18 protein-coding genes are annotated in these 17,780 nt (G+C 63.6%); 11 read left to right on the top strand and 7 right to left on the bottom strand.

Annotated features, from left to right (window positions below; genetic code table 11):
* Positions 1 to 14 precede the first annotated feature (14 nt).
* From CK228_RS09635 to CK228_RS09625, 3 genes are all read right to left on the bottom strand, one after another.
* On the bottom strand, positions 15 to 1,142 hold the full coding sequence (locus CK228_RS09635) for a sugar ABC transporter substrate-binding protein (protein WP_095787680.1): 1,128 nt from the start codon (positions 1,140 to 1,142) through the stop codon (positions 15 to 17).
* Positions 1,143 to 1,450: 308 nt separating this feature from the next.
* Positions 1,451 to 2,479, bottom strand: a complete 1,029-nt coding sequence (locus tag CK228_RS09630; RefSeq protein WP_095774026.1) for a LacI family DNA-binding transcriptional regulator — start codon at positions 2,477 to 2,479, stop codon at positions 1,451 to 1,453.
* A gap of 140 nt (positions 2,480 to 2,619) precedes the next feature.
* Positions 2,620 to 3,849 (bottom strand): MFS transporter, encoded by a 1,230-nt coding sequence (locus CK228_RS09625; RefSeq protein ID WP_095787679.1) that lies wholly within the window; start codon positions 3,847 to 3,849, stop codon positions 2,620 to 2,622.
* A gap of 178 nt (positions 3,850 to 4,027) precedes the next feature.
* Between CK228_RS09625 and CK228_RS09620 the strand changes: the two genes are divergently transcribed.
* Complete coding sequence (locus CK228_RS09620) at positions 4,028 to 4,318, top strand: DUF3175 domain-containing protein (RefSeq protein WP_179295866.1); 291 nt, start codon at positions 4,028 to 4,030, stop codon at positions 4,316 to 4,318.
* An 88-nt stretch (positions 4,319 to 4,406) separates the two neighbouring features.
* On the opposite strand, the gene CK228_RS09615 is transcribed toward CK228_RS09620, so the two are convergent.
* Both CK228_RS09615 and CK228_RS09610 read right to left on the bottom strand, forming a co-directional pair.
* Entirely contained in the window at positions 4,407 to 5,183 is a 777-nt protein-coding gene (locus tag CK228_RS09615; protein WP_095774025.1) for a FadR/GntR family transcriptional regulator, read from the bottom strand.
* Between the two features lie 107 nt (positions 5,184 to 5,290).
* Positions 5,291 to 6,181 carry an NAD(P)-dependent oxidoreductase gene (locus CK228_RS09610; RefSeq protein WP_095787829.1) on the bottom strand — a complete coding sequence of 297 codons (891 nt, stop codon included), beginning with the start codon at positions 6,179 to 6,181 and terminating at the stop codon, positions 5,291 to 5,293.
* Positions 6,182 to 6,299: 118 nt separating this feature from the next.
* Here CK228_RS09610 and CK228_RS09605 point away from each other — a divergent pair, with 118 nt between their 5' ends.
* Positions 6,300 to 7,238, top strand: a complete 939-nt coding sequence (locus CK228_RS09605) for an NAD(P)-dependent oxidoreductase (protein WP_095787677.1) — start codon at positions 6,300 to 6,302, stop codon at positions 7,236 to 7,238.
* A gap of 105 nt (positions 7,239 to 7,343) precedes the next feature.
* Here CK228_RS09605 and CK228_RS09600 read toward each other — a convergent pair whose 3' ends face one another.
* Together CK228_RS09600 and CK228_RS09595 are read right to left on the bottom strand one after the other, a co-directional pair.
* The gene (locus tag CK228_RS09600) at positions 7,344 to 8,126 is read right to left on the bottom strand and encodes a FadR/GntR family transcriptional regulator (protein ID WP_095787676.1); all 783 of its coding nucleotides are present in this window, start codon (positions 8,124 to 8,126) and stop codon (positions 7,344 to 7,346) included.
* Between the two features lie 184 nt (positions 8,127 to 8,310).
* Positions 8,311 to 9,300: a sugar-binding protein gene (locus CK228_RS09595; RefSeq protein WP_095773853.1), complete on the bottom strand. Its 990-nt coding sequence runs from the start codon at positions 9,298 to 9,300 to the stop codon at positions 8,311 to 8,313.
* Positions 9,301 to 9,740: 440 nt separating this feature from the next.
* Here CK228_RS09595 and CK228_RS09590 point away from each other — a divergent pair, with 440 nt between their 5' ends.
* The 9 genes from CK228_RS09590 to CK228_RS09550 all read left to right on the top strand — a co-directional run bounded on the left by CK228_RS09590 (position 9,741) and on the right by CK228_RS09550 (position 17,762).
* A complete protein-coding gene (locus CK228_RS09590; protein WP_027047043.1) occupies positions 9,741 to 10,484 on the top strand; it encodes an ATP-binding cassette domain-containing protein in 744 nt (247 codons plus the stop codon).
* 61 nt (positions 10,485 to 10,545) lie between these two features.
* The gene (locus tag CK228_RS09585; RefSeq protein WP_095773852.1) at positions 10,546 to 11,544 is read left to right on the top strand and encodes an ABC transporter permease; all 999 of its coding nucleotides are present in this window, start codon (positions 10,546 to 10,548) and stop codon (positions 11,542 to 11,544) included.
* Positions 11,545 to 11,751: 207 nt separating this feature from the next.
* Positions 11,752 to 12,579, top strand: coding sequence for an AraC family transcriptional regulator (locus CK228_RS09580; RefSeq protein ID WP_095787675.1), 828 nt, complete (start codon positions 11,752 to 11,754; stop codon positions 12,577 to 12,579).
* Between the two features lie 108 nt (positions 12,580 to 12,687).
* On the top strand, positions 12,688 to 13,131 hold the full coding sequence (locus CK228_RS09575; protein ID WP_095773850.1) for an SRPBCC family protein: 444 nt from the start codon (positions 12,688 to 12,690) through the stop codon (positions 13,129 to 13,131).
* Positions 13,132 to 13,157: 26 nt separating this feature from the next.
* The gene (locus CK228_RS09570) at positions 13,158 to 13,952 is read left to right on the top strand and encodes an FAD binding domain-containing protein (RefSeq protein WP_095787674.1); all 795 of its coding nucleotides are present in this window, start codon (positions 13,158 to 13,160) and stop codon (positions 13,950 to 13,952) included.
* A gap of 60 nt (positions 13,953 to 14,012) precedes the next feature.
* Complete coding sequence (locus CK228_RS09565) at positions 14,013 to 14,495, top strand: (2Fe-2S)-binding protein (RefSeq protein WP_095773848.1); 483 nt, start codon at positions 14,013 to 14,015, stop codon at positions 14,493 to 14,495.
* A gap of 10 nt (positions 14,496 to 14,505) precedes the next feature.
* A complete protein-coding gene (locus CK228_RS36300) occupies positions 14,506 to 15,873 on the top strand; it encodes a xanthine dehydrogenase family protein molybdopterin-binding subunit (RefSeq protein ID WP_095787673.1) in 1,368 nt (455 codons plus the stop codon).
* 1 nt (position 15,874) lies between these two features.
* Complete coding sequence (locus tag CK228_RS36295; RefSeq protein WP_095773846.1) at positions 15,875 to 16,879, top strand: molybdopterin cofactor-binding domain-containing protein; 1,005 nt, start codon at positions 15,875 to 15,877, stop codon at positions 16,877 to 16,879.
* 1 nt (position 16,880) lies between these two features.
* A complete protein-coding gene (locus CK228_RS09550) occupies positions 16,881 to 17,762 on the top strand; it encodes a MoxR family ATPase (protein WP_095787672.1) in 882 nt (293 codons plus the stop codon).
* Positions 17,763 to 17,780 lie beyond the last annotated feature (18 nt).

The raw sequence follows: 17,780 nt of genomic DNA, 5'->3' as shown, positions 1-17,780 counted from the left end.
CGCCGGGATTGCAGCTACTGGTCCGCCTTGGTCTGGCCCATGATTTCCTGCGCGGTGAAATTAATGCCGCAGGTCGGGAAGGAATTGCCGACGAAGAAATTATCGGATTGGTCGGGGAAGAAATCCTGACCTGCCTTGAAGTTCGGATCCTCGACGATGGCAAGCGGCAGCTTGACCGACTGCGGGACGACATTGCCTTCAAGCGCTGCGATCGCCGTCTTGATGGCAACCGCCACCTGCGCCGGACCGGTACCGGCTGACGAGCATTTCAACCCGTCGGCCGCGTGGGCCGCGCAGAACTTACGGAAGCCGTTCTCGGTCTCGCCGCCGAACGGCACGAAGGGATGCTTGGCATCGATCATCGCCTGCACGATACCGGTGTCGCCGCCCTGCCCGGTAACGCCGTCGAAGGGGCCGTTGGTGGCGATCGCATCGGCCGAAGCTTTTTGCGCGACGCCGTCATCCCACTTGCCGACGACCTCGGTGACGGCCCATTTCTTGCCGGAGGCATCGAGAACCTCGTGGATGCCGTTGTGGCGATCAGTGTCGACCGAGGTCCCGGCAACGCCGCGCACTTCGAGGATCTTGCCGCCATTCGGCACATGGGAGATCAACCATTTGCCCCATAGTTCGCCAAGACCCTTCTGGTCGACATTGACGTTGATGGCGTCCTTGGTGTCGAGAATGTTATCGAAGGCAACCAGCACGACGCCGGCTTCCTTGGCGCGCTTGATCACAGGCCCGAATGCGGTCGGGTTCTGCGCGTTGACGACGATCGCGTCATAACCGGAATCGATGAAGTTGTTGATCGCCGAAATCTGCGCCGGCACGTCCTCACCGGTCGAGACGACCTTGAATTCCTTCAGCTTCGCGGCGACGTCCTTCTGTGCCGCATAGGCCTTTGCGGTCTGCACCATCTGGATGCGCCAGGTGTTGGCGATATAGCCGTTGGCCAGCGCGATGCGGTACGGCCCGGCCTTCTTGGGGAACTTGAAGAATTGCGTGTCGGCTGCCCAGGGCGCGAAACAGTCAGGCTCGGAAGCCGGACCCTTGACGATTTCGGGACCCGCGGCAATCGCCGACGAGCTCAACATTACGAATGCAGTGGCGGCAACGATGCCACCGACGAGTGACTTGATCATCGATAATCCTCCCGATTGCAGTTCTGATTTGTTGCTTCAGTTTTATGCAATTCCCGCGTTTCCGGCAGGCCCTCCCGCCTTGCCCAGTCACGCCTGTCAGGTGCCAACGACCTTCGCGCCAACCTCCCCTTTGCCGTCCCCATCGACCGAAGAAAAACTATCATATTATACATAATAAACAAGCGTGAGCTGTTGCTTATGTATAATAAACAAGCGGAACACTTCGGACGCGAGGCTCGTTCTGAAAAATGGTAGCGCTACCATAGCGTTGTGTAAAGCGCCATTTGAGCGCCTTCTAAAAAGCGGGTTCAGCGGGCTGTACTCTCGCGGCGCTTGAGCTCGAAGCCGAGATCGACGACCCGCTCCTGTGGTCGGTCACCGGCGATCGCCGCCAGCGCCATGGCGACGGCCCGCCTGCCGATTTCGTAGCGGTAGGTGCGGATGCTGGTGATCGAGGGAAACGCCACCTGCATCATGTCGAGATCGTTGAAACCGACAATGCCGATGGTCTTGGGCACATCGATCGCGGCGCGATGGCACTCGAACAGCACGCCGAGCGCGATGTCGTCGTTGTTGCAGAACACGCCGTCGAGCGTCGGCATCTTGGCCAGGGCATCGCGGAACAATTCGCGGCCGAGCGGCACGCTGGACAGCACCGGCGTGGTGGTGATCAGGCGCGGATCGAACAGTCCGGCCTTCTCCATCGCCGCGCGGTAGCCGGCAAGGCGTCGCTGCGAGCGCGGGTCCATGCGCGCACCGATGAAGCCGATGCGGCGATACCCCACCTCGATCAGGTGCTCGGTCGCCGTCCTGCCGCCGTCGAGATGCGAGAAGCCGACCATCATGTCGATGGGATCGGGCCCGGTCTCCATCACCTGCACCACCGGGCAGCCGGCATTCTCCAGAAGTTTTCGCGAGGTTGGCGTCTGGTCGATGCCGGCGACGATCAATGCTGCCGGCCGCTGCGAGCCGAACAGCTGCAAGAGTCGCTCCTCCTCGAGCCCGGAATAGTGGGTATTGCCAAGCTGGATGCGGAACGGACTGTCCGACAGGCTGTCATAGATGCCGCGCACCACCTCGGCGAAGACGTTGTTGGTGAGCGACGGCACCAGCACGCCGAACACCTCGGCACGCGCCGAAGCCAGCGCCCGCGCATTGGGGTCCGGCACATAGCCGAGTTCGTCGATGGCGGCCTGGATCTGGCGGCGCAGATCCTGGCTGACGCGCTCCGGCTCGCGCAGCGCCCGCGACACTGTGATGGCGCCGACGCCGGCCTTGCGCGCGACATCCGATATGGTCGGGCGGCCGCCGCCCCGGCGCGAGCGCGGCTTGATCAAGGCCACCGCCCGCGCATATGGCCGCCGAAGCGCGCCCGCAATACGATCATCTGAGCTGTCGCCATCTCACCGGCCTGTTGCCGCAACCCTTTGCCTCTGGGGTCGCGCAGCCCTTGCCCATTGTCAAGCCGAGGCGCGCCTCAGGCTGCCATGACGGCCCTGCCCCTTGCCTTCCACATGAACAGCCCTATCGCCACTATGTTCAGCAAATTCCAGGCGATGCCATTGAGGAAGGCTACGGCGTAGGAGCCGGTCAGGTCGTAGATCCAGCCCGACATCCAGCCGCCGATCGCCATGCCGAAGATCGTCGCCATCATGACGATGCCGATACGCTGGCCGGCCTCCTTGGCCGGCAGATATTCGCGCACGATGATCGCATAGCAGGGCACGATGCCGCCTTGCGACAGGCCGAACACCAGCGACACGACATAGAGCGAGGCGAGCCCGTCGAACGGAATATAGAACAGCAGCGACAGGCATTGCAGCACCGAGCCGATGACCAGGGTCTTGGCGCCGCCGATGCGATCGGCAACGAAGCCCGAGGCAAGCCGGCTGACGACGCCCGCCGCCATCATGATCGACAGCATGTCGGCGCCATGTGCAATGCCGTATCCAAGATCCATGCAATAGGCGACGATGTGCACCTGCGGCATCGACATCGCCACGCAGCAGCCAAGGCCGGCGATAACCAGCAGCGCCTGCAGCGCCGCCGGCGACATTGGAATCGGTTGCACAGACCGGCTTCCCGGCGACCCAGCAGCGGCAGCCTCCGGAGCGCCGCGCCGCAGCATCAGCACCAGCGGCACCATGGTGACCAGGCAGAAGATGCCGATGGCCGCATAGCTGAAGCGCCAGCCTTCCACCTTGATCAGCGTCGGCATGATGGTCGGCCAGAGCGCGCCGGCGAGGTAATTGCCGGCCGCCGCCGCCGTTACCGCGACGCCGCGCCGGCGGTTGAACCAGTGCGAGATGTCGGCGATCAGCGGCCCGAAGATCACTGACGTGCCGACACCGATCAGCACACCCTGGGCAAGGGTGAATTGCAGGATCGAGGTCGAAAGTGCGGCAAGCAGGAGGCCGGCCGAGAGTGCTACGGAGGAAATCAGCGCCGGGATCCAATACCCCATGCGATCGATGGCGCGGCCGACCAGCACATTGCCGGCGGCGAAGCCCACCATGGTCGCTGTGTAGGGCATGGATGCCGCGGCGCGGTCGACGCCGAACTCGGCCTGCACCGCAGGCAGCACCACCACGACGGCCCACATGCCGACCGCACCGATCGTCGCCAGCACCATCGAGATGGCCAGGCGCATCCAGGCGTAGGAACTGTCGATGCCGGGGCTCGGCCGGCTCAAGTCGGTTCGGGTCAAAGGCGTTTCCTGTCGACGGTTACGAAAACCGGCTGCCGTTTGCGCCACTATCGGCGCATTCTCGGGACGCAGCAGCGCCACGGCGGGCAAATCCGTGGCTCCAGAGCGGACAAGAAAGCGGGAACCGACGCCAATGTCTGGAGTTTTCCGATCATCAAGCCGCAAAGGAGTCCCAGCCATGACCGCTGCCAGGCAGAAATGGTCGGCCGAGGTGACCGAGCACAGCGACGCCATGGATCTCGAGGATCACATCTTCGAGTCCGACGATGCCAGGAAGATCGCCGCCTCGCTCAAACGGTCGGCCGAACACAGCCATCGCCGCAAGGCCGAACCTTTCCAATCCGCCATGTCGATGCTGAATTTCTACATCAACCGCGCCGGCAAGAACCTGCCCGCCACACGCCGACGAGTGCTTGAGCGCGCCAAGGACGAACTGCGCGTGGCCTTCGGGCGCGAGAAGGAGGATTAGCTCCGGCCTCGGGTGTGTTGAGATTCAGGTCAGGCCGAGCCGAGAAAAACTGCCGCTCGCAGGCCGGCGTCACCTGAATATCAACAACCTAGCGCGACTTGATCACGTTGTCGGTGTTGGCGAGCAGCTTGCGCACCGCGGCGCGCGCCGCGTCCGGGCGTTGCAACCGGATGTTCTTCTCGATCGCCTCATGCAGCTTCTGCACGTGATTGAGGTCGTCGACCGCTCGTGTGGTGAAGGTGAAGAGATGGTCGAATGCCGACTCGATGAGCACGCCGAGCGGCACCAGGAGGTCGTTGCCGGAAGCCCGCAGGATGGCCAGGTGAAAACGCGTATCGGCGCGCGTGCGCTCCTGCAGGGTGGCCGCCTCCCCCATCTCGCGGCAGGCCTGGCTGATCTCGGCCATCTGCTCGTCGGTCCGACGCATGGCGGCGAAGGCGGTGGCTTCCGGTTCGATGATGTGGCGGAACTCCTGCACCGTCTTGAGGAACACCTCGCGGTCGGGCGACGTCGCGTACCAGGCGAGCACGTCGCGGTCGAGCAGGTTCCAGCGTTCCCTGGGCTCGACCCAGCTGCCGATCTTGGGGCGCGAGGCCAAGAGGCTCTTGGCCATCAGCATCTTGATCGCCTCGCGCACCGCCGACCGGCTGACGCTGAAGGTTTCCGACCATTTCGCCTCATTGGGCAGGATGGTGCCGGGCGGGTAGTCGCCGCGCACGATCCGCAGGCCAATTTCGCTGGCCAGCGACGTGTGCACGCTGGCGCCGGGAATGCGCGCCGCATCGGATCGGCGAACGCCGGGCTGGCGCTCGGCGGATGCCGGCTTTTTCGGCGCTCTTTCCTTGTTCGGCTTTGCGTCCCGCATGGACTTCAGAAAGGCCGGTTTGCGGAACCTGTCAAGCGCGGCGCGGGCGCTGGGCCGCAAAGCCCGCTTCTATGCACAACCCAGCCGCGATTTTATCCCCGTTCGGCCTATTTGACATATTTGCGCCAGCTATGCTCCGGACGGAAGTCGAGCATGTCTCGCGCCTTGCGATTGGAAAGCAGCGTCTCGTATTCGCCGAGTTCGGCCTTGACCGGCACATCGGGATAAAACCGCCGCAAAAGTTCGGCCGTCGGCAGGTCGGACGAAGTGTCGTCATTGGCGGCGTTGAACACCTGGTAGCCGAGCCCGTCCTTCTCGATGGCGCGCAGCGTGATCTGGCCGAGATCGCGCGCGTCGACATAGCTCCAGGCGATGCGCTTGCGGAAACCCGGATCGGCGAACCATTTCGGGAACAGCGAATATTCATGCGGCTCGATGACATTGCCGATGCGCAAGGCATAGATGTCGGTGCCATTGCGCTGCGCGAAGGCTCGCGCCGTCTTCTCGTTGACGACCTTGGACAGCGCATAACTGTCCATTGGGTCGACGTCATACTCCTCGTCGAGCGGGAAATATTTGGGGTCACGCGGCTCGTTGGCGAACACTAGGCCATAGGTCGTCTCCGAGGAAGCGACGATCACCTTGCGGATGCCGAGCTTCACCGCGGCCTCGATGACATTGTAGGTGCCCATCGCATTGATGCGGAACACTTCATTGTCCGGCGTGATCATGATGCGCGGGATGGCGGCGAAATGCACCACCGCATCCACCGGTTGCGGGCGCAGCGACGGGTCGAATTCGTGCAGTCCCATATAGCTCGACAGCGCGTTGAACACCTGCCCGCTGTCGGTGATGTCGGTGATCAGCGTGCGCACCTTGGGATTGTCGAGCGGCTTGGTGTCAATGTTGAGCACCTGGCAGCCGTGTTCGACTAGATATTGCACGACATGACGCCCAGCCTTGCCGCTGCCGCCGGTGAACATGATCCGCTTCGTCATTGTGGTCTCCATGACAGGCTCTGGAATTGCCGTCTATTGTCAGACAATATTGCTTTCTGCAACCGCATATGGCTAAAACAGCGGCGCAATTATCGATAATCCGGAATAGGACGACGACATGAACACCACCACCGCGCGCGAAAAGATCGGCTTCATCGGCCTTGGCCTGATGGGGCACGGCATTGCCAAGAACATCGTCGACAAGGGCTATCCCCTGACATTCCTTGGCCGCAAGAACCGCAAGCCGGCAGAGGACCTTCTTGGCCGCGGCGCCAAGGAAGCGTCGACCTCGCACGATGTGGCAGTGGCGTCCGATATCGTCTTCATCTGCGTCACCGGTTCGCGCGAAGTGGAGGCCATCATCCGAGGCCCCGGCGGCCTCAAGGAAGGCTTGAAGAAAGGCTCGGTCGTTGTCGATTGTTCGACCTCGGACCCGGTCTCTACCGTGGCGCTTGCGGCCGAACTCAGGGCGCTGGGCATCGACTTTGTCGACGCGCCGCTGAGTCGCACGCCGAAAGAAGCCTGGGAAGGTACGCTCGACGCCATGGTCGGCGCACCCGACGCCGTCTTTGCAAGGGTCAAGCCGGTAATCGAGACCTGGGCCGGCCGCATCGTGCATATCGGTGACACCGGCGATGGCCACCGCATGAAGCTGCTCAACAATTTCATCTCGCTGGGCTACGCCGCCATCTATTCCGAGGCGCTGGCCCTGGCCGAAAAGGTCGGCATCTCGCCACCGCGTTTCGACAGCGTCATCCGCAATGGCCGCATGGATTGCGGCTTCTACCAGACCTTCATGCGCTGGACACTGGAAGGCGACCGCGACGCCCACAAATTCACCATCGCCAACGCCTTCAAGGACCTGACCTATCTGGAATCGATGGCGGGTGCCGCCGGCATCGCCAACCCGCTCGGCAACGCCACCAAGAACTCCTTCGCCGGCGCCCATGCCACCGGCCCGGCCGAACAGTTCGTGCCGATGCTGGCGACCCATATCGGCAAGGTCAACGGCGTCGATCTGATGCCGACCAAGGATGGCAAGAAGCAGACGATCTAAGGCTGTAACTCTTTGTTTGACGCAATTCCCCAGGGAAAGCGCTATGCGCTTTTCCCGGGAAAACCGTTTCACACTTTTCCTGGAATTGCTCTAACCGCCGGACGGCTAACGCCGCCGGCTGCCGATCCCCTCATCGGTGTCGGCAAGCAGCTTGTGCACGGCATTGCGCGCCGCCGCCGGCCGTTGCAGGCGGATGTTCTTCTCGATCGCCTCGTGCAGTTTCTGCGCCCGGGTCTGGTCGCTGATCTGGCGTGTCGTGAAGACGAAGAGATGGTCGAGCGCGGACTCGATCAGCACGCCGAGCGGCACCAGAAGGTCGTTGCCCGAGGCCCGCAGGATGGCGAGGTGGAACCGCGTGTCGGCACGGATGCGTTCCGGCAGGTTCGCAGCCTCGCCCATCTCGCGGCAGGCCAGGCTGATCTCGGCCATCTGCTCGTCGCTGCGCCGCATGGCGGCAAAGGCGGATGCTTCCGGTTCGATGATATGGCGGAACTCCTGCACGGTGCGCAGGAAGGTTTCACGGTCGGGTGCGGTCGCGTACCAGGCGAGCACGTCGCGGTCGAGCAGGTTCCAGCGCTCCTTCGGTTCGACCCAACTGCCGATCTTGGGACGTGATGCCAAAAGACTCTTGGCCATCAGCATTTTGATCGCCTCGCGCACCGCCGAGCGGCTGACGTTGAACGTCTCGGCCCATTTGGCCTCGTTGGGCAGGATGCTGCCGGGCGGATAGTCGCCGCGCACGATCCGCAGACCAATCTCGCTGGCGAGCGAGGCATGAACACTGGACCCGGGAAAGTGCGCCGCATCCGCCCTGCGCACGACCGCCGGATCGCGGCTGGCTTGCGCCTTGGCCCGGCTGGCTTGCTTCTTTGCCTTGTCCTGGGGCATCCACGTTCCAATACGGTCGACCGCCTGTCGCCCGGAGATACCCCGAACCTGTGGCGCGCCGATCCCGTCACCGAAAAATCCAAACCACGGACGCGTCGAGGCCGGAGCCTGTTGCCCCTTGCCACGGCGTCTCGCTCAGGAATTGACGGGGCGCCCGTCAGACGGGCGCCCCGGATCGAAAGACCTATTTCTGGATGCAGGTGTCGACCGTGTCCTTGGTGCACTCATCGAGGCCGGTGAAGACCGGATCGTCGACCTTCTTGCCCGTGATCAGGTCGATCATCACCGACGGCGCCTTGTAGCCCATTTCAAAGGGCCGCTGGCCGACCAGGGCGGTGACCAGGCCGTCCTTGGCGATCGCCACTTCGTCGCCGATCGTGTCGGCGGCGCCGATGACGAAGTCGTTCTTGGCCAGCCGGTCCTTCAGCGGTCCAACCAGGTCACGATAAGGCTGCGGCGCGCCGAACAGCGGCCAACCGCCCATGATGCCGAAGGCGTCGAGCTTGGGGTTGGCGGCGAGGATGTCCGTCATCGCCTGAACGCCCTTGGCGCCGTCGTCGTTGGTGAACACCGGGCAGCCGGCGACTTCCGTCCATCCGCCTTCACCGGCAAGTGTCGCGAGACCTTCCTTGCCCGTCAGAGCGTCGCGCATGCCTTGTGCGCGGCGCAGGATGTTGTCGGCAGCCGGATTGCCTTCGATCGTGCAGATCGTGCCGCCATTCGGCTTGGCCTTCTTGATGTACTCGCCGATCTTCTTGCCCATCAGATAGTTGTCGGTGCCGAGATAGGTCTTGCGAAGGGCTGCATCTTCCTTGGCAAGGTCGGCGTCGACGGTCATGATCGGGATCGACGGATTGGCGCTCTTGATCGTCTGCGCGATCAGCGGCGCGTTGGACGGCGAAATCGCCATCGCCACCGTGTCGGGCTTGCTCAGCATATCCTGGACGATCTGTGCCTCGCCAGCCTCGTCGGAAGTCGACGCCGGACCGGTGTAGAAGCACGCATATTCCGAACTCGCGTTCTCCTTGTTCCATTTCTCGCAGCCCTGATGGATGGCTTCGAAGAATGGATTGTCGAGACCTTTCACCACGATGACGAGCTGCTTCTTGGCCAAAGCCGGCCCGGCGCCCAGCGCCATGGCGGCGACGGCGGCGAGCAATACTGTTTTCCTCATGTCAGTCCTCCCTTGGAAACAGACGGACACGGCGTGCCCGCCATACAAATCGACCTGATGCGAGATGGCAGAGCCAACGCTCGTGCCGCCGTGCAAGGCCGATAAGCATTTTCAGATGCGACCGGACCGCCAACATGCCGGAACGGCCGATAACCTCCCACCGGTCCCGCCGCAACAATGGTTTGGGACCGGATATCTTTCTCCGACCGTCAACTAATAACGGCGCGGCGCCAACGTCAATTGCTATTTGTCCTACAAAACGGATTTTTCAGAGGCACATGTCGCTATTCGTCTGACAAATAGCCCATTTCGACAATTGACGCCCGTGCGGGCATTCGCGTAAATGCCGAAGATCGTTGCTTCCGGGAGGAATGGGGAGCACGATATCGGAGCTGCGACCTGGAAAAGGCATGCAGCAAGACATGGGAGGCAACAGGCTGGTGGCGGTTCTCGAACTCACCAACATCTCGAAGCATTTTGGCGCCATCCAGGCTGTCAACGACGTGTCGCTGTCGATCGAACCCGGCCAGGTCGTCGGCCTGATGGGCGACAATGGCGCCGGCAAGTCGACGCTGGTCAAGATGATCGCCGGCAATTTCCATCCGAGCCATGGCACCATGCGCATGGACGACAAGGAATTGATCCTGAACAAGCCGGCGGAAGCCCGCCAGCACGGCATCGAGATCGTCCACCAGGATCTTGCGCTCTGCAACAATCTGACAGCGGCCGCCAATGTCTATCTCGGCCGCGAGTTGCGGCGCGGCGTCGGTCCATTCCGCATCCTCGACTATGCCGCGATGTACAAGCGCGCCGGCCAACTCTTCGCCGAGCTGAAGTCCGAGACCCGCCCGCGCGATCTCGTCAAGCAGATGTCGGGCGGCCAGCGCCAGGCGGTTGCGATCGCCCGCACAATGCTGTCGCAGGCCAAGATAGTGCTGATGGACGAACCGACGGCGGCGATCTCGGTCAGGCAAGTCGCCGAAGTGCTCAACCTGATCCGCCATCTGCGCGACCAGGGCATAGCGGTGGTGCTGATCAGCCACCGCATGCCCGACGTGTTCGACGTCGCCGACCGCGTCATCGTCATGCGGCGCGGACGCAAGGTCGCCGACAAGGCAATCGCGTCGAGCTCGCCCGAGGAGGTCACCGGGCTCATCACTGGCGCCATCGAGCAGGTCTCGTGAGCGCGGCTAATCCGGATTTCACCAGGCTGGCGTGCATCGCCGCCGGCAGGAAAGGTCGATAATGGCAGTCACCCTTGATCAGACGATCGCGCAGAAGCAGCACACTTTCCTGTCGCGGCTGTTCTCCACCCAGACCTTCTGGGTGGTGATCGCCGTCATCCTCGCCTGCATCTTCCTGTCGTTCGCCACCGACGCTTTCGCAACCTCGAAGAACCTCTACAACATCACCCGCAACATCACCTTCGTCGCCATCGTCGCGCTCGGCATGACCTTCGTCATCATCACCGGCGGCATCGATCTGTCGGTCGGCTCGGTACTGTGCCTGTCGTCGATGGTGCTGGCCGTCACCATGCATGCCGGCTATTCGATCGAAATCGGCATCCTGGCCTCGATCGCCACCGCGCTCGCCATCGGTGCCTTCAACGGCATCCTGACCGCCTATCTCGGCTTTCCACCTTTCGTGGTGACGCTCGGCATGCTGTCGATTGCCCGCAGCCTGGCCATGGTCGCCTCCAACAACACCGTCGTCTTCCAGTTCGGGCCGGACCATGACAAGCTGCTGGCGCTCGGCGGCGGCGCCTGGGTGTTCGGCATCGCCAATCCGGTGCTCTACATGATCCTTTTGGCGCTGATCACCGGCTTCATCCTGCGCTGGACCAAGTTCGGCCGGCACATCTTCGCCATTGGCGGCAACGAGCACGCGGCAACGCTGACCGGCGTCCCAGTGAAGCAGATCAAGGTAGCCGTCTACATGATATCGGCGCTGTCGGCGGGAATTGCCGGGATCATCCAGACCGGATGGCTCGGCGCCGTCACCACCAATCTCGGCACCGGCATGGAGCTGCAGGTCATCGCCGCCACCGTCATCGGCGGCGCCAACCTGGCCGGCGGCGTCGGCACCGCCTTCGGCGCCATTGTCGGCGCGGCCCTCATCGAGGTCATCCGCAACAGCCTTGGCCTGCTTGGCATCAATGCCTTTTGGCAAGGCACCTTCATCGGCGGCGCCATCCTGCTGGCGGTGCTGTTCGACCGCATCCGCAATTTCAGGCGCAACGACTGACATTTAAGTGCCTGTCCTTCTCCCTCATGGGAGAAGGACATTGCCAAGCGCTGTTCGTTCCGGTTCCTATCGCTCAGTCTGAAAATCAGCCGGAGCGAGCCACCACCGTTTGCCGCCAACAGCCTATGTCTTGACGGAAACAGGCAACCGGCAGCACAATCTCCAGGCAGGCGAAGGGAGGCCAGTCGTCTGCGGGAGGATATACCCATGACGGAAGCGATCAGGCTCTACTGGGGCCGGTTCGGACATGTTTCTGTCCTGAATGTCGCAAGCGACTTCGTCACCCATGCCCATGTCGAGGCGCATATCATCATCTGGCTCGAAGGCACCGCCGGCGAGATGACCATCGGTCGCGAGACGGTAAGGCTCGGTTCCTGCACCGCCGCCGGCATCAATTCCTTCCAGCCGCACAGCCACGTCCTGTCGCAAAACGGGACGCCCGGTCTGTTCCTCGCCTTCTACATCGATCCCGATTGGGCGCGCCGTCGACGCGACCTGCCCTCCTCCGCGCCGCTGTTTGCCCAGGCGGCGATCACGCTGGAGCCCTGGCTGCACCAGGCCGCCGCCAGCCTGCTCGACCATCTGACCGACAATGAAAGCGTCGACGATGTTGCCAATTACGAGATCGAGCGCTTCATTGATTCGGTGCTCGATGCCGCCGATGCGTCGGCGCCGCAGGAGGCGCGCACCCGCACCAACACCCTGCAGGATTTCCGCGTCCGCAAGGCCATCCAGCTGATGAAGGCCAATGTCTGCGAACGCATCTCCTTCGACGATGTGGCGCGCAGCGTCGGCCTGTCGCGGCCGCATTTCTTCGCCCTGTTCAAGGAACAGACCAATCTGACGCCCAACGTCTACTGGAACACGCTGCGCATGGAGGAAGCCGTGCGGCAGCTGCATTGGTCGCAGGAGCCGCTGATCTCGGTCGCCTGCAATCTCGGCTTCACCACGCAGGGCAATTTCTCGCGCTTCTTCCGCGACCATGTCGGCGTGCCGCCGACGCTTTATCGCGAGGCCGCGCGGGCAACCGCCTGAGCCTGCTTTTTTCAGACTCCTTGATACGCGCACAAGACGCATTGATAAGCGTCAGCCAGGCCACCGCCCTACCCTTGCCCGACTATCGCATTCGCAAGGGAACGTCCTATGGCAAAAGTCACCATCTCCAGCGTCATCGACGCGCCGGTCGAAAAGGTCTGGTCGCGCATACGCGACTTCAACGGCCTGCCGGGCTGGCATCCGCGCATGGTCGAAAGCCATATCGAGGATGGCAAGGACGCCTCGACGATCGGCTGCGTGCGCAATTTCGAGCTGATCACCGGCGCGCGGCTGCGCGAAAAACTGCTCGACCTTTCCGATGAGAACTTCCTCGTCAGCTATTCCATCCTGGAAACGCCGCAGCCGCTGACCAACCACAAGGCGACGCTGCAGCTCAGGCGTGTCACCGATGGCGACCGCACCTATGCCGAATGGACCGCCAGCTTCGATGCAGCCCCCGAAGAAGCCGACAAGATCGCCGCCGGCATGGGCACCAACGTCTTCCAGGGCGGTTTCAACGCCCTGAAGAGTCATTTTGCCGGCCAGAGCTGAACTGGGCTTCAGAACAGGAGCGTTCCATGGCGCTTGCCCTCCAGACTTTCCCGACCGTGAAGGACGCCAATGCGGCGCTGAAGGCGCCCGGCACCCGCTATCTCGGCGGCGGCACACTCGTGGTCCGCGCCGCCAATGAAGGCGATGTTTTGGTCTTCGGCCTTGTCAGATCGACCGACCCGGCGCTCACGGCCATCACGGTCGCCGACCGCAAGGTCCATGTCGGCGCATCGGTGACCATGGCGGCGATCGCCCATCATCCCGAGCTCGCCATCCTTGCCAAGGCCGCGCGCGCCGTCGGCGGTCCGGCGATCCGCAACATGGCGACCGTCGGCGGCAATCTGTTCGCGCCGGCACCCTATGGCGATTTCGCCGTGGCCTTGCTGGCGCTCGACGCCATGGTCGGCACCGAGGATGGCGAATTGCCGATCGAGACTTTTCTCGCCAAGCGGGACGGCAGCCGCTCCATCGTCACGTCAGTCGGTTTCACACTGCCAAAGGCCGACGGCTTCCGCTTCCTGAAAGTGTCGCGGGTCAAGCCCAAAGGCGTTTCGGTGCTCAGCATCGCGGCCGTCCTGGAACAGGCCGCCGACGGCACCGTGTCCTCGGCGCGGATCGCGCTTGGCTGCATGGCGGACCGGCCAATGCGGGCCAAGGCGACGGAAAAGGCGCTCGAGGGAAAGAAACTCGACCAGAACGGCATCGCGGCAGCATTGGCCGCCGCCACCGAGGGCATTGCGCCGGTCACCGATCCGATCGCCAGCGCATGGTACCGCGCTGAAGTCCTGCCGGTCCATCTCGGCCGGCTGCTGCTGGCCTGAAATCACCGTTGGGGGGCGCGCGTCTGTCCGATCCGTCGGGCAGGCGCGCAAGGAGGAAACATGGCGAAGATCCCGGTTCAATTCACGCTCAACGGCTCCGAGAAAGCCGAATTCATCGACAGCGGCACGACGCTGCTCAACGCTCTGCGCGACAAGATCGGCGACACCTCGCCGAAGGGCGGCTGCCACCAAGGCACATGCGGCGCCTGCTCGGTCATCATCGACGGCGAACTCAGGCTGTCCTGCCTGACCTTGGCCGAAACCTGCAATGGCGCTGCCATCACCACGACATCGGGCCTCGCCGAAGGCGGCGTGCTGCATCCGCTGCAGCGCGCCTTCCTCGACACCTTCGCCACGCAATGCGGCTTCTGCACGCCGGGCATGATCATGGCCGCCAAGGTGCTGCTCGACCACACGCCAAACCCCAGCCGCGACGAGGTGGTGGAGGCGCTGTCCGGCAATATCTGCCGCTGCACCGGCTACGAGCCGATCATCCAGGCAGTGCTCACGGCGGCCCGTGCCAATTCGCAGAACGCGGCCTGAGGGACCAACGATGGAATTGCGCAAGAACTACTTCGCCGATGTCCGCAAGGACGATCTGCACGAAATCGGCCAGCCCCGGCCGCGTTCGGATTCGCCCGGCCATGTCACCGGCAAGACCGCCTTTTTCGCAGACCGCAGCTTTCCCGGCATGCTGCACCTGAAGATGGTGCGCAGCCCGCACCACCATGCCCGCATCCGCTCGATCGACACATCCGAGGCGGAGAAACATCCGGGGGTCGTCAAGGTACTGACCGCCAAGGACGTGCCGCACAATGTCTACACCATCCTGATCCTCATCCAGATCGGCCCTGAGGACGAGACGGTGCTGGCCGACGGCAAGGTGCGCTGGAAGGGCGAGGCCGTGGTGGCGGTGCTTGCCGAGACCGAGCGCGCCGCGCAGGAGGCCGCAGCCAAGATCAAGATCGACTACGAAGTGCTGCCGGCCGTCTTCGACATGGAGGAAGCGCTGAAGCCCGGCGCGCCGCTGGTCAACGAATATCACGGCCAGAACTATTACCTCTATGACAGCGGCGAGTGCCGCAAGGTGCGTTTCGGCGATGTCGAGGCGGGCTTTGCCGGCGCCGACCATATCCTGGAGCAGAGCTACCAATCCTCGCCGATCGAGCATGCGCCGACCGAGACCACCGGCTGCGTGGTGGCGCCCGAAGGCAATGACCGCTTCACCTGCTACACCAACACGCAGGCGATGTTCTTCACCCTCGACAACACCTCGATCATCCTGCAGATGCCGGGCAGCAAGCTGCATTTCGTCGGCGGCACGGTCGGCGGCGGTTTTGGCGGCAAGGTCGACGTCATCGTCGAGCCCATCGCCATCCTCGGCGCCAAGCTCACGGGCCGGCCGGTCTCCTTTGTCTACAGCCGTGAGGAGGAAATGCAGATATCCTCGCCCCGCGCGGCCGAAAAAGTCGTCATCAAGGACGGCGTGATGAAGGACGGCCGTATCGTCGCCCGAAAGGTCACCGGCTACACCGATGCCGGCGCCTATTCACGCCACTCGCCCTATGGCGCGCAGAAGGGTGCCGGACACTATCCGGGCCCCTACACCATCCCCAATGTCTGGATCGACACCTATTGCGTCTACACCAACCGCACGCCGTCCTCGGCCATGCGCGGCTTCGGCGTCACCATCGGCGACTTCGCGCTGGAGGTGCAGATGGACAAGCTGGCGCGGCTGATCGGCATGGACCCGCTCGAATTCCGCTTCATCAACGCCTATCGCGACGGCGACATGAAGGCGCATCGCCAGCCGACGGAAGGGGCAGCGCTCATCGAGTGCATGCAGGAAGCCTCGCGCGCCGCCAACTGGCCGGTGGCGGAGAAATTCATGGCGATGTCCTCCTACAGGAAGGGAGCCTGATATGGCGATCCGGCGTGGACGCGGCGTCGCTGCGATCAACTATCCCACCGGCATGAATCTTGGCGGCGACCCGACCCAAGCGCTGGTCCATTCGACGCCGACCGGCAATTTCATGGTGACGCTTTCGTCGGTCGATCTCGGCCAGGGCATGAAGCAGATCATGGCGCAGATCTGCGCCGAGACCATCGGCGTGCCGACCGACCGCGTCGTCGTCGACACCGCCGACACCGACACCGGCCCGCACTGCATGGGCACCTTCGCCTCGCGCGGCACCCACCGCGCCGGCAACGCCGTCATCCAGGCGGCCAGGGAAGCGCGCCAGGTGATGCTGGAAGTCGCTGCCGAGGAACTGGAGGTCAACGCCTCTGACCTCGAGACCGACGGCCAGGGCAACATACTGGTCAAGGGCGCACCGCAGAAATCGATCTCGATCTTCGATGTCGCGCTGTCGGCGCATTTCAAGCGCGGCCGGTCCATATCGGGCCGGGGCATGTTCCTGATCCCGCGCTCCTACCCGGACAAGGAGACCGGCGCGATGAAGCCCTCGACCTGCTACGCCCACGCCTGCACCGTGGCCGAAGTCGAGGTCGATGACGAGACCGGCGAAGTCACGGTTTTAACGGTCAAGAACGTGTTCGAGATCGGCCGCGCGCTGAACCCGAAAATGGTCGAGCAGCAGCTGGTCGGCGGTTCCTGGATGGGCATCAGCCACGCGCTCTATGAGACCACCGAGCCCTATTATCCCAACCGCGACCATGGCGGAACCGATTTCAACCAATACCTGATGCCGGGTCCCGGCGACCTCGCGCAGACCGAGATCATTGTGCTGGAGCGGCCGTCGGCGGACGGGCCTTACGGCGCCAAGGGTCCGGGGGAAATGTGCGCCAACCCGCAGATACCGGCGGTCGCCAATGCCGTCTTCGACGCGGTCGGCGTGCGCATCGACACGCTGCCGATCACGCCGGAACGCATCCTGCGCGCGCTCAAGGCGCAAGCGGCAAACTGACATGCCCGAGCTCAGCGCCGAGACTGTCGCGACCTCGCCGGAGGCGGTAGCGCAGCACCTTGCCGCCTCGTGCTACCTGGCCGACGACAGCCTTTCCACGGCCATCTTCCTGGCGATCCGGCTGGGCAAGCCCCTGCTGCTCGAAGGCGCGCCCGGCGTCGGCAAGACCGAAGCGGCCAAGGCGATCGCCGAGCTGCTCGGCCGCGATTTGGTGCGGCTGCAATGCTATGAGGGCATCGACGCCGCTCACGCGCTCTACGAATGGAACTACCAGCGCCAGCTGCTCGCCATCCGCCATGCCGGCGAGCATGAGATCGACATCTATGACGACCGTTTCCTGATCGCCCGCCCGCTCCTGCAGGTCTTGCGGGCACCGGAGCAGCGCGTGCTGCTGGTCGATGAGATCGACCGTTCCGACCATGAATTCGAGGCGCTGCTGCTGGAATTCCTCTCCGACTTCCAGATCAGCATTCCCGAGCGCGGCACCATCCGCGCCGCCGCCCAGCCGATCGTCATCCTGACCTCGAACCGCACCCGCGAACTCGCCGAAGCGCTGCGCCGCCGTTGCGTCTACCACTGGATCGGCTATCCCGAGGCCGAGCGTGAGGCCGCCATCATCATGCTGCGCGCCGGCGATGTCGCCGAGGCCACCGCGCGCGCCGTGGCGGCAGCCGTGCAGACCATCCGTGCCCGGCCGCTGGCCAAGCCGCCCGGTATCGCCGAAGCGGTCGAATGGGCCAACGCCGCCACCATTCTGGAAAAGGGCGGCAGCCCATGGCCCGAGGCCTTCCGCCGCGCCATCGGTGTGCTGATCAAGGACGAGGAAGATCTCTCCTACATCGCGCCCGAGCTTGGCCGCATCGTCGGGGAGGCGCTGGGGTGAGGGCGCTGCCTCGCCCGG

This window comes from Mesorhizobium sp. WSM4312, from assembly GCF_002294875.1.
Taxonomy (GTDB): domain Bacteria; phylum Pseudomonadota; class Alphaproteobacteria; order Rhizobiales; family Rhizobiaceae; genus Mesorhizobium.
Note: the sequence above shows the minus strand (reverse complement) of the source record. Positions and strands in the feature narration are given on the sequence as shown.